The sequence below is a fragment of the Azorhizobium oxalatiphilum genome, from assembly GCF_014635325.1.
GTDB lineage: Bacteria > Pseudomonadota > Alphaproteobacteria > Rhizobiales > Xanthobacteraceae > Azorhizobium > Azorhizobium oxalatiphilum.
Genome location: NZ_BMCT01000004.1, coordinates 97,160 through 109,095, shown reverse-complemented (window position 1 = coordinate 109,095; position 11,936 = coordinate 97,160). Strand labels below are relative to the sequence as shown.

10 protein-coding genes are annotated in these 11,936 nt (G+C 64.0%); all 10 read left to right on the top strand.

Going from position 1 to position 11,936, the window contains the following annotated elements; all coding sequences use genetic code 11:
* Positions 1–272 precede the first annotated feature (272 nt).
* Positions 273–2,438 carry a TonB-dependent receptor gene (locus tag IEW24_RS14950; protein WP_244644427.1) on the top strand — a complete coding sequence of 722 codons (2,166 nt, stop codon included), beginning with the start codon at positions 273–275 and terminating at the stop codon, positions 2,436–2,438.
* An 8-nt stretch (positions 2,439–2,446) separates the two neighbouring features.
* Positions 2,447–2,701: a hemin uptake protein HemP gene (gene hemP / locus IEW24_RS28775; protein WP_244644426.1), complete on the top strand. Its 255-nt coding sequence runs from the start codon at positions 2,447–2,449 to the stop codon at positions 2,699–2,701.
* A 73-nt stretch (positions 2,702–2,774) separates the two neighbouring features.
* The gene (gene nikA / locus IEW24_RS14940) at positions 2,775–4,343 is read left to right on the top strand and encodes a nickel ABC transporter substrate-binding protein (RefSeq protein WP_188580007.1); all 1,569 of its coding nucleotides are present in this window, start codon (positions 2,775–2,777) and stop codon (positions 4,341–4,343) included.
* Between the two features lie 2 nt (positions 4,344–4,345).
* Complete coding sequence (gene nikB, locus IEW24_RS14935) at positions 4,346–5,293, top strand: nickel ABC transporter permease subunit NikB (protein ID WP_188580004.1); 948 nt, start codon at positions 4,346–4,348, stop codon at positions 5,291–5,293.
* A complete protein-coding gene (gene nikC, locus IEW24_RS14930; RefSeq protein ID WP_188580002.1) occupies positions 5,286–6,155 on the top strand; it encodes a nickel ABC transporter permease subunit NikC in 870 nt (289 codons plus the stop codon). The genes nikB and nikC overlap by 8 nt, the downstream gene beginning before the upstream one ends.
* Complete coding sequence (gene nikD, locus IEW24_RS14925; RefSeq protein WP_188580000.1) at positions 6,152–6,940, top strand: nickel import ATP-binding protein NikD; 789 nt, start codon at positions 6,152–6,154, stop codon at positions 6,938–6,940. The genes nikC and nikD overlap by 4 nt, the downstream gene beginning before the upstream one ends.
* The gene (nikE, locus tag IEW24_RS14920; RefSeq protein WP_188579998.1) at positions 6,937–7,770 is read left to right on the top strand and encodes a nickel import ATP-binding protein NikE; all 834 of its coding nucleotides are present in this window, start codon (positions 6,937–6,939) and stop codon (positions 7,768–7,770) included. The genes nikD and nikE overlap by 4 nt, the downstream gene beginning before the upstream one ends.
* 211 nt (positions 7,771–7,981) lie before the next feature.
* Entirely contained in the window at positions 7,982–8,176 is a 195-nt protein-coding gene (locus tag IEW24_RS14915; RefSeq protein WP_188579996.1) for a hypothetical protein, read from the top strand.
* 379 nt (positions 8,177–8,555) lie between these two features.
* Positions 8,556–10,238: an ABC transporter substrate-binding protein gene (locus IEW24_RS14910; RefSeq protein ID WP_244644425.1), complete on the top strand. Its 1,683-nt coding sequence runs from the start codon at positions 8,556–8,558 to the stop codon at positions 10,236–10,238.
* A 66-nt stretch (positions 10,239–10,304) separates the two neighbouring features.
* Positions 10,305–11,936 carry an ABC transporter substrate-binding protein gene (locus tag IEW24_RS14905; RefSeq protein WP_188579994.1) on the top strand — a complete coding sequence of 544 codons (1,632 nt, stop codon included), beginning with the start codon at positions 10,305–10,307 and terminating at the stop codon, positions 11,934–11,936.

The window sequence follows — 11,936 nt, the reverse complement described above, 5'->3', positions numbered from 1 at the left end:
TTGGGTAACGGCTTGGAATCAGGGTGCTGCCCTGTGAAAAAGGGGCTTTGGTTCAGTGAGTTGGCAAGGACGGGGACTGCGAAAGCCGTCTCGTTCATCCATCTCGGCACGATCAGCGTTCACGCGCGGCAGCAATGGCGCGCTGACACCAAGCCTCCCATCGCAATGAGATTGGTGCGTTTTCCGGCGACGGGCTGGCGGCGCGTGAGGGCGAGAGTTTCATGTCTTTGGAAAAATCGTTTTGGCGGCGTCAGGCCACATCGGTCAGCCTTTTGACTCTCCTCGGCAGCGCCTCCTGGTCATCTGCTCAAGCACAGCAGTCCGAAGGCACCATCGAGCTTGCGACTGTGAGCGTACAGGCGGCGTCCGCGGCCGAGCAACTCGTGCTGCCGAACATCGAGAAGCTCAAGATCAGCAGTGAGACCGGATCGCTGGTGGGGCTCACGCCATTCGAGACACCGGCCAGCGTGGATATCGTGACCCAGCAGGAGATGCAGGATCGCGGGCTCGATTCCCTGGTTCAGGTCTACAACAGCGTGCCGGGCGTCATGTCGGGCAATGCGCCGGGCACGCCGGGCGCAACCTCCATTCGCGGCTTTTCCGGTGGTGCCGTGAGCTACATGTTCGACGGCATGCAGGCCCCGGACTCCCAGTTCATGTCGCGCAATCTGGACAGCTTCACCTTTGACCGCGTGGAGGTGCTGAAGGGGCCGTCATCGGTCATTTCCGGCAACGGCGCTCTGGCCGGCACGATCAATCTGGTCACGAAACAGCCGATCCTCGGCCGCAACACCGGACAAGCGCTCCTCAGCTACGGCAGCTTCGGTACCGTGCGGGTCGGCGCGGACTACAATGTCGCTCTGGGGCAGAACGCAGCGTTGCGCGCCAGCGGTGTCTACAGCCAGTCGAACGGGTATGTGGACGATACCGACACGAAGACCGCCGCCATCAGTCTCGGCGCCACCGTCGCCCTCTCGGATAGGCTGACCACCACAACCTCTCTCGACTATTTCCATGACGATCTCCGCACGCCCTATGAAGGCACGCCGCTGATCGCGGCTTCAGCAGCCATCTCGCCCACGGGCGTGGTGTCGGCGCCGAACGGCCTCGTCCTGGATCGTGCGCTGCGGAACCGCAATTACAACGTCTATGACGGCAAGATGGGCTCGGATTCCGTCTGGCTCCGCAACCGCACGGAGTATGAGCTGTCCGACAATTGGACGATCCGCAACGACCTCGGCTACTATACGTCCGACCGCGACTGGTCGAACTCCGAGGAGTTCATGTACAACGCGGGCACCGGGCTGCTCGACCGCTCGGCGGTGCTGATCACCCATGATCAGCAGGTGCTGTCGGAGCAGATCAGCGCGCGCTTCGACGGCGCGCTGGGCGGGATGCGGCATCGCTTCGCGGTGGGCCTTGGCTACACCAACACGGAATTCTCCACCCAGCGATATTTCGGCATGACCACGCCGGTCAGCCCGTATTTCCCCGATCGCGGCTTTTTCCCACCGACCACGGCTGCCAATTTCAGCACGCGGGAGAATTTGAGTTCCACGGTCGACACCTATGCGGTGTTTGCTGAGGATGCGGTCAACATCACCGACAAGTGGTTGGTTGTGGGTGGCATCCGCTACGAGACCATCAAGATCGAGCAGTCCACGTTTGATCTCAATGCCCTCTCATCCGCAGGCTTTGATGCGGACTATGAGAGCGTGTCCTATCGTCTGGGCACGGTCTACGAGATTCTGCCGGGCACCGTTCTCTTTGCGCAGTACAATCAGGCCACCATTCCCGTCTCCTCGCTTCTCCTTGCCAACATCGACAGCGCGAAGTTCGAACTTTCCACCGGCACGTCCATCGAGGCCGGTGTGAAATCCACCTTCTGGAACAACCGGGCGGTTGCCTCGGCCTCCGTGTTCCAGATCGAGCAGGACAACATCTTGACGCCGAGCGCGGCCAATCCGGCGCTCACGGTCCAGGGCGGAAGCCAGCGCTCACGCGGCGTGGAGGCAGAACTCGCAATCGCGCTGACCGACCAGCTCAAGCTGACCACCAATGTCTCCTACACCAAGTCGGAATATACCAACCTGCTCGATTCCAGCGGCATGAGCCTCGCCGGCAACCGCCCCACCAACGTGCCGGAGTGGACCTACTTCCTGATGGCCGACTACAAGGTGCCGACGCTGCCGATGACGGTCAGCGCCTCGCTCCAGTATGTCAGCTCTTTCTACACCAACACCGCGAACACCATCGAGGTGGCAGGTCATACGGTCGTTGATGCCTGGATCAGCTATGACGTCGGCCCGGGAACGCTCCGGCTGCGCGGCCGGAACCTGACTGATGCCTTCTATGGCGAGTGGTCGGGCTACAATTCGCAGCACATCTATATCGGCGCACCGCGCAGCGTCGAATTGTCCTATACGGCGAAGTTCTAGAGGGACAGATGGCTCTGCTGGAGCGAATGGACGTCATCCCGTCGGGCACCAGCCCCCCACGCCGCAGCCCCCGGACAGACGCGGGCGGCACGTGCCGAGACGACATGGATGGTCAATCGCCCAGCAGGGTCGTATGGATGATGGACGGCACGCTGGATAGCGCATCGCTCTTCCAGACGGGCCGGACAATCCGCATCCTCCACGATGGTCAGGTCTACGTGCTCCGGCTCACCTCCAACGACAAGATCATCCTGACGAAGTGAGCGCAGGAGCGCGCCCCGTGCTCTTCGCAGTGTCCCACACGCGGCACTGTCGTAACCATCCCCCGAGGTTCCCGTGACGTTTCTCCGGTTCTGGCTCATCGCCATCAGCCTCGCTTTGACCGCGCAGGGGACTGCCGCGGCGCCGGCGCGGCTGACCTTCTCCTGGCTGACGAACGTGGGGCCGCTGAACCCGCATCTCTATGCTCCGGATCAGATCTTCGCGGTCGCCATGGTCTATGAGCCGCTCGTGAAATATCAGGCGGATGGCACCTTCGCGCCGTGGCTGGCGGAATCCTGGGACATCTCGGAGGATGGCCGGATCTACACATTCCGGCTGCGCCAAAGCGTGACCTTCTCGAACGGGGAACCCTTCGATGCTGCTGCTGTGGTGGCCAACTTCAACGCCATCCTCGCGGAGCGGCCACGGCACGCCTGGCTGGAGCTGACAAAGCGGATCACGGCCATCGAGGCGCTTGATGAGCGCACGGTCCGCATGACGCTCGATGAGAGCTATTACCCCACCCTCGCCGAGCTGTCCCTGTCCCGTCCCTTCCGCTTCGCGGCGCCCTCGCAGTTCAGGAATGGCGGGACGGCAGATGGCCTTGTGGCTCCCATCGGAACCGGCCCATGGATACTCAGGAGCACACGACTGGGGGAGAGTGATCTGTTCGTGCGGAACGAGCGCTACTGGGGCGAGAGACCTGCACTGGATGAGATCGAGGTCAAGGTGATTATCGATCCGAATGCTCGTGCGGTGGCGATGGAAGCTGGCGTGCTGGATCTGATCTTCGGCAGCGAAGGCCCTATCTTCCCTGAGGTGTTCGCTCGCTTCAAGACCATGCCGACGTTCACCGCCAAGGTCTCCAGTCCGGTGGAAACCCGTTTTCTCACCATCAATGCCAATCGCGGCCCAACGCGGGACATCGCGGTTCGCAAGGCGATCAATCATGCGGTCAACAAGGATCTGATCGTCGCGACCGTTCTGGCCGGAACGCAGGTTCGCGCGGACACGCTGTTCGCCCCCACTGTTCCCTATGCGGATGCGGGGCTCAAGCCTTACGGGTTTGATCCCGCGCTCGCGCGCAAGATGCTTGATGACGGCGGCTGGCGTCTCGGCGATGATGGCGTCCGGCGAAAGGCGGGAGAAGTACTCACCCTGGATCTCTGCTTCATCGGCCCCGATGCGGTGGCGAAGACGCTCGCGGAGATCATCCACGCACAGCTCGCCGACATCGGCATTCAGGTGAACCTGATCGGCGAGGAGGAAAGCAGCGTCTATGCCCGCCATCGCGATGGCCGCTTCGGGATGATCTTCAACCGCACCTGGGGTGCGCCGTATGATCCGCAGGGTTTCCTGAGCGCCACCCGGTTTCCCACCCATGCGGACTATCAGTCTCAGGAGGGCCTCCCCGACAAGGACCAGATACGCGCCGCCATCGGCGCGGTGCTGCGTACCACTGACGAGAACGAGCGCCGCACGCTCTACCGCGAAATCCTCACGCGGCTGCACGACGCCGCTGTCCACCTGCCACTCACCTACGCCACATCCATGATCGTCTCAAAACCCCGGTTCGGCGACATACCGACAGCGCCACTCGCCAGCGAGATCCCGTTCGAACGCATCCGGCCGGAGGCGCGCTGACCATGCTGGGGTTCATTCTTCGGCGGCTGTTGCTGCTGATCCCGATGCTGCTCGGCGCATCGATCATCGTTTTCCTGGTGCTGCGTCTGGCGCCGAGCGATCCCGCCATGGACTATCTGCGCCTGTCATACGTGCCGCCGAGCCCGGAGGCGCTGGAGCATGCGCGCACCATGCTGGGCCTGGATCGCCCACTGATCACGCAGTATTTCGACTGGCTGTGGCGAGCCGTTCAGCTGGATTTCGGCAGGTCATACGCGACGGGGCGCCCCGTTCTGCCGGACCTGATGCACTTCCTGCCGGCCACCCTGCAACTGGCGGGTGTTGCCCTCGTCGTGACGCTGGGCATCTCGATGCCGCTGGGCATGTGGGCAGCCCGCCACTCCAATCGCTGGCCGGACCACGTGGTCCGTCTCGTCGCTTTCTTCGGCGTGTCGATGCCGAATTTCTGGCTCGGCTTTCTCCTCGTCCTGTTCTTCTCCATCCAGCTCGGCTGGCTGCCGCCCATGGGGCGCGGCGGATGGCAGTATATGGTGATGCCGGCCATTGCCGTCTCGCTCATGTCGCTGTCGATCAACGCCCGCTTGCTACGGGCGAGCATGCTGGAGGCAGCGGGCAATCGGCACGTCGCCTATGCGCGCCTGCGCGGTCTTTCGGAACGGACCGTCGAGCGCTCCCATGTCCTGCGCAATGCGCTGCTGCCTATCATCACCGCCACGGGCATGCATGTGGGTGAGCTGATCGGCGGAACACTGATCATCGAAACCATCTTCGGCTGGCCGGGGGTCGGGCGCTACGCCATCTCGGCGGTGCTGAACCGGGACTTTCCCGTCATCCAGTGCTTCACCATGTCCATGGTGGTCATCTTCGTCGTCTGCAATCTCGTGGTCGATATCGTCTACGCATGGGCGGACCCGCGCATTCGCCTCTCTGCCGGAGGCTCGAATGACTGAGCAATCCCTGTCCCTCGAGGTATCGATGCCCACGCGCCGGCATCGCTTCTCATGGTCTGCGCGTTTCTCCTTCGCGCTGGTGGTGCTGATCGTCGCCGTGGCGGTCGCAGGGCCGTGGGTCACGCCCTATCACCCCAATGCCATCGATCTCCTGGCCCGCCTTCAGCCGCCGAGCGCGGCGCACTGGCTGGGCACCGATCATCTTGGTCGCGACATCCTCTCGCGTCTGATCGCAGGCGCGGGGCTCTCGCTGGGATCGGTCGCCGTCACCATGAGCCTGATCCTCGGTGCCGGCATCCTCATCGGCGGGACGGCGGGCACGCTGGGCGGCCGAGCCGACCAGATCATCATGCGCATCACCGACATCTTCCTGATCTTCCCGACGCTGGTACTGGCGCTGTTCCTGATCGGCATGCTGGGAACGGGGCTCACCAATGTGGTGGTCGCCATCGCCCTGTCCCACTGGGCCTGGTATGCGCGCATCGTGCGCGGCATCGTCCTGTCGCTGAAGCATCGTGAGTATGTGCTGGCCTCGCGCCTTGCGGGAACGAGCCAGCTGGGTGTCTTCCTCAAGCACCTGCTGCCGGGCACCGCATCACAGCTCCTGGTGCTCGCCACGCTGGATATCGGCCATATCATGCTGCACGTGTCCGGCCTGTCCTTCGTTGGCCTCGGCGTTGCCCCGCCGACGGCCGAGTGGGGCGTGATGCTCAAGGATGCCCAGCCGTTCATCTGGACAAACCCGATCCTGATGGTTTGGCCGGGCCTTGCGCTCTTCATCACCGTCATGGCTTTCAATCTCGCGGGCGATGCCCTGCGCGACCGGCTCGATCCGCGTCTCGACACGGGGCGTTCCCATTGACTGCTCACGCGCTCACCATCGAAGGTCTCCGTGTGGAGGCCATCCATCCCCATGGCCGCACGGCGCTGGTGGATGGCGTCTCCCTCACGCTCCATGCCGGCGAAGTTCTGGCGCTTGTGGGTGCCAGCGGCTCGGGCAAGTCCATGACGTGCGCCGCCTGCCTCGACGTCCTGCCTCCGGGCACGCGGCGGGTGGCTGGATCGGTGGCCATTGACGGCAACGTGCGCACCGCTTTCGAGCTGCGCGGCCGTCAGGTCGCCAGCATCCTCCAGAACCCGCGCACCGCATTCAATCCGGTGCGCAGCATGCGCGAGCATGTGGGCGAAAGCCTGCGGGCCATCGGCCGCAGGGGAGCGGATGCAAGGGCGGAAGTCACACAGGCCATGCGCGATGCCGGGCTGGATGACCCGGAGCGCGTCCTCGGGCTGTTTCCGTTCGAGATGAGCGGCGGCATGCTCCAGCGCATGATGATCGCGCTGGCGCTGGTATCCCGCGCGCCATTCATCTTCGCCGACGAACCAACCACCGACCTTGATCTGATCGTCCAGCGCGAAATCCTCGATCTGCTCGACCGGCTGAAGGGCGAGCGGGGGCTGGGCATCCTGCTGGTGACGCACGACATGGGCGTGGTGGCGCGCCTCGCAGACCGGGTGGCGGTGATGGAACACGGCCGCATCATCGAGACTGGCGGTGTCATGGAGATATTCCACGCCCCGCAGCACGCCGTAACCCGCAGCCTCGTCGCGGCTCATCTATCGCTCTATGGTCTTGAGGACGTCGCATGAGCCTGCTTTCGGCCCGAAACGTCTCTCGTGCCTATGGCCGCATGTCCATGCTCGGCCGCACGCGCGCCCATCGCGTACTGGACGGCGCCTCCCTCGACATTGCCACCGGCGAAACCGTCGCCCTGCTCGGCCGCAGCGGGTGCGGAAAAAGCACGCTGGCACGCCTGCTAGTGGGGCTGGACCAGCCAGATACGGGTGAGGTCCTGTACGAGGGGAGGCCTCTGGCTCACCTGTCGAAGACGCAATGGATGGAGCTTCGCCGCACGGTGCAGATGGTGTTTCAGGATTCGGTGGGGGCCGTCGATCCGCGGGGCACCATCGGTTCGGTCATCGCTGAGCCGCTGCGCAACCTCTGCGGTCTGTCGGTCTCCGAAATTCGGCCACGCGTCGCCGAACTCCTGTCGGCTGTCGGGCTGGGTCCGGATGTCGCCCACCGCCATCCGCACCAGATGAGCGGAGGGCAGTTGCAGCGGGTGTGCATCGCCCGCGCGCTCGCACCGCAGCCAAGGCTGATCATCCTCGACGAGGCGGTCTCCAATCTCGATCTGCATCTGCAAATCCAGATGCTGGAGCTGTTCGCCGATCTGCGCCGTGCTCGGGGCGTCTCCTATCTGTTCGTGACCCACGATCTGCGGCTGGTGGAACGCTTCTGCTCCCGCGTGCTGGTGATGGATGCCGGACGGATCGTCGAGGATACGCCGGTTTCATCGGCACTGGTCCTCTCCAGCCCCGCCGGGCGCGCCCTGCAGGAGGCGATCCTGCCCGCACTGCCGCCGTCTCCTGCGCGCCCGACATCATTGAAGATGGCAACGCCCATCGAGGCCCGTTGAGGCGCCCCTTATGGAGCATTGTTTCATCGACGCCGGCGCTCCACCTTCGCCAATATCACCGCCGCAGATACGCCGGACACGCTGACCGCCGTCGTGCGCCTGTCCGCCTTACGCCGCCGATCCGGCGCGCGCGCAGCGCCTGCTGGACGAGGCCGGCTATCCCCGCATCGTCAACGCCCTCCGCTTCCGGCTGCGACTGCTGCACAATCCGGTGGAACCCTGCCTGAAAGCCACCGCCGAACATGTGCGGCAGGCGCTCCACCAGATGGGGGTCGCAGCCGACATCGGCGGTTCGGATTTCGCCAGCTACATCCGGCGCATCTACACGGAGCGTGTCTTCGATCTTGATGTGCAGACGCTCGTCAACGGCGTGGATCCCACGGACGGCGTGCAGCGGGCCTATTGATCGAATAACATCGATGGCAGCCTCCCCTACCTCGTCGAATTCCAGTGGGTGACGCTCGGCAATCGCCCGCTGCGCGATGCCATCACCGATGGATGGCGCCCTGGGCAACTTTGCGGACGCGCGCCTGGACTGACAATCCAACGGCGGGATGATGACGCCCGCATGCGCCTGAGCACAGGCGCGGCGCGCATGCTCCACCACCCGCGCACCACCCGTTGAGACCTCGTTTGCGGCAGTTCGCATGCGCGGGCTCTCACCTATCGCCCTGAGAACAAAGGCAATAAATATAACCATCAATTTCCATTGAAATAGTTGACTTACAAATTACGCAAGGGATACAATTTTATCCACATTAGATCAATGTTTTTTGGAGATCGCCGTGAGCCACGTATTCTCCGCCGCACCGGTGGCACCGAAGACCGCCTTATGGATGCGGGGCGCCGCAGCCCTGCTGGCCGTGGCGCTCCTTGGCGGGACCGGTTCGGCCATGGCGCAGGACGCAGCGAAGGCCGGCGCCTCTACAGCTTCTGCGGAACCGGCGCCGAAGCGCGGCGGCACGCTCACCGCCATCATCCAGCCCGAGCCCGTCATCCTCACCGCAGCCCTGAACAGCGCCGCCCCCACCGGGGTCGTAACGGGGAGCATCTTCGACGGCTTGGTGGATTATGATTCCAAGCTCAATCCCGTGCCGGCGCTCGCCACCTCATGGGAGACTTCAAAGGACGGCCGCACCCTCACCCTGAAGCTGCGGCCGGGGGTGACGTGGCACGACGGCAAGCCCTTCACATCGGCGGACGTGAAATGGACGCTGGAAGAGGTGTGGAAGAAGATCCACCCGCGCAATCAGGCCACCTTCGCCAAGGTGATCTCGGTGGATACGCCGGACGATCTCACCGTGGTGCTACATCTGAGCGAGCCCTCGGTCGCCATCCTTTCCTCGCTTAATTCCAACGGCGCCCAGGTGCTGCCCAAGCACCTCTATGAGGGCACCGACATCCTCAACAACCCTTACAACAACAAGCCGGTGGGCACGGGCGCCTTCGTCTTCAAGGAATGGAGCCGGGGCAATTATCTGGTTCTTGAGCGCAATCCCAATTACTGGGACAAGGGCAAGCCCTATCTGGACAAGGTGATCTTCAAGGTCATCCCCGACGCCGCCGGCCGCGCCGCCGCGCTGGAGAAGGGCGAGGTGCAATATGGCGTGCTGAGCCCGGTGCCGCTGAAGGATGCCGAGCGGCTCTCCAAGCTGCCGACCTTGCGTGTTTCCACCGCGGGCTACGAATGGCTCTCTCCCTGGCTGTTCGCCGATTTCAATGTAGAGCGCCCGCAGCTGAAGGATCCGAAGGTGCGGCAGGCGCTGGCGCATGTGATCGACCGCAACACCATTTCCAAGGTGGTGTGGTTCGGCTTCGCCCAGCCGGCGACCAGCCCCATTCCCTCCACGCTCGCGGCCTTCCATGATGCCGGTGGCATCTCCTATCCCGTGGACCTGAAGAAGGCCGAGGCACTGCTGGACGAAGCCGGCTACAAGCGCGGCGCCGATGGCACGCGCTTCTCGCTGGATGTGGACTACATCCCCTATGGCGACGACTTCAAGCGCACGGCGGAATATATCAAGCAGGCGCTCAAGCGGGTCGGCATCGAGGCCAATGTGCGCACCCAGGACACCGCCGCTTACACCAAGCGCGTCTATGGTGATCGCGACTTCGATATCGCCATCACATGGTTCGCCGCCTTTTCCGACCCGCAGGTGGGCGTGAGCCGCGCCTATCTGTCCGGCGCCGTCGGCAAGAACATCCCCTGGACCAACGGCTCGGGCTACCGCAATCCGAAGGTGGACGCTCAACTCACCGCTGTGCAGGGCGAGGCGGACGTGGAAAAGCGCATCCAGATCTTCAAGGACTTCCAGAAGACGGTGCTCACCGATCTGCCCAGCCTGCCGCTGGTGGAGCTGAAGTTCTTCACCGTGGAAGCCGCCAATCTGCGCCATCCCGCCCCAACCGGCGATCAGGTCTATGGCTCCTTCCGCGACTTCTGGTTCGAGGATGTGAAGGCAAACTGATCCCTTCTCTCGCGCGCCGGCGGCGACGTCCGCCGCCGGCTCTTGGCTCTTCCGGGAACCCGCAACATGACCACCGTCCGTCTCAGCCGCCGCGCCTTCCTCGCCGGCACCTCCGCAGCGACGCTTCTGGGCGCCACCGGTGCCCTGCCCGCCTTCGCCCAGCCGGCGGAAACGCCCAAGCGCGGCGGCACGCTCACAGCCATCATCCAGCCGGAGCCCGTCACCCTCACCCCGGCTACAAACACCGCCCAGCCGACCCAGGTGATCGCCGGCAACATCTTCGACGGCCTCGTCTATTACGACTTCGACCTGACGCCCCGCCCCTCGCTGGCCGAGCGCTGGGAGGTGGCATCCGATGGGCTCACCATCACCTTTCACCTACGCAAGGGCGTGACATGGCATGACGGCAAGCCCTTCACGGCGGCGGACGTGAAATGGACGCTGGAGAACGTCTGGAAGACCGTCCACCCGCGCAACAGGGCGCTGTTCGAGAATGTGGCTGAGACGCAGACGCCGGATGAGCACACGGTCATCCTGAAGCTTTCGCGCCCCTCCCTGCCCATCCTTTCGGTGATCAATGCGGTGGGCGGGCCGATCCTGCCCAGGCACCTCTATGAGGGCACCGACCTCCTGAACAATCCGTACAACAACAAGCCCGTTGGCACCGGCCCCTTCGTCTTCAAGGAGTGGAAGAAGGGCGAGTATATTCTGCTGGAGCGCAACCCCAATTACTGGGATCCCGGCAAGCCCTATCTGGACAAGATCGTCTTCCGCGTCATCACGGATGCCGCTGCCCGCGCGGCGGCCATCGAGAAGGGCGAGGTGCTCTATGCGCCCTTCAACCCGGTGCCCTTCCGCGACGTGGAGCGCCTCGCCAAGCTGCCCAACCTCAAGGTGGAGACGCGCGGCTATGAATGGCTCTCGCCCGTGCTCTATCTCGATCTCAACGTCGAGAATACCCATCTGAAGGACGTGCGCGTGCGCCGGGCCATCGCCCATGCACTGGATCGCGAGGCCATCGCCAAGGTGGTGTGGTTCGGCTACGGCAAGCCGGCCATCAGCCCCGTGCCCTCCACGCTCGCCAGCTTCTTCGACGACAGCGTGCCCCGCTATGCCTTCGACCCCAGGAAGGCCGAGGCGCTGCTGGACGAGGCGGGCTTCAAGCGCGGCGCGGACGGCACGCGCTTCACCCTGACCCACGATCCCCTACCCTATGGCGACGACTACCGGCGCACGGGCGAATATCTCAAGCAGGCGCTCAAGCGCGTGGGCATCGAGGTGAACCTGCGGGCGCAGGACAGCGCTGCCTTCATCAAGCGCGTCTATGTCGACCGCGACTTCGACATCTCCTCCTCCTACAACGCCGCCTTCCCCGATCCGCAGATCGGCGTGGTACGCGAATTCTGGTCCGGCTGGCTGGGCACGGGCACGCCCTGGACCAACGGCTCGGGCTATCGCAACGCGCGGGTGGACGAGATCATCCAGTCTGCTGCCATCGCCGGGGATCCGGCGCAGCGGGTGAAGTTGTTCAAGGAATTCCAGCAGATCGCGGTGAGCGATGTGCCCACCCTGCCGCTGCTGGAGCTGAAGTTCTTCACCGTCCATGCCGCGCACCTGAAGGGCGCGGTGGCTCAGGGCGATCAGGTCTATGCCGGCCTGAAGAATGCCTGGATCGACGACGGCCCGAGGCAGAACTGA

Bases quoted from the DNA above. Each gene is read 5' to 3' on its own strand.
- nikE (WP_188579998.1), top strand. From the start codon at position 6,937: ATGAGCCTGCTTTCGGCCCGAAACGTCTCTCGTGCCTATGGCCGCATG.
- IEW24_RS14905 (WP_188579994.1), top strand. From the start codon at position 10,305: ATGACCACCGTCCGTCTCAGCCGCCGCGCCTTCCTCGCCGGCACCTCC.
- nikC (WP_188580002.1), top strand. From the start codon at position 5,286: ATGACTGAGCAATCCCTGTCCCTCGAGGTATCGATGCCCACGCGCCGG.
- nikB (WP_188580004.1), top strand. From the start codon at position 4,346: ATGCTGGGGTTCATTCTTCGGCGGCTGTTGCTGCTGATCCCGATGCTG.
- hemP (WP_244644426.1), top strand. From the start codon at position 2,447: ATGGCTCTGCTGGAGCGAATGGACGTCATCCCGTCGGGCACCAGCCCC.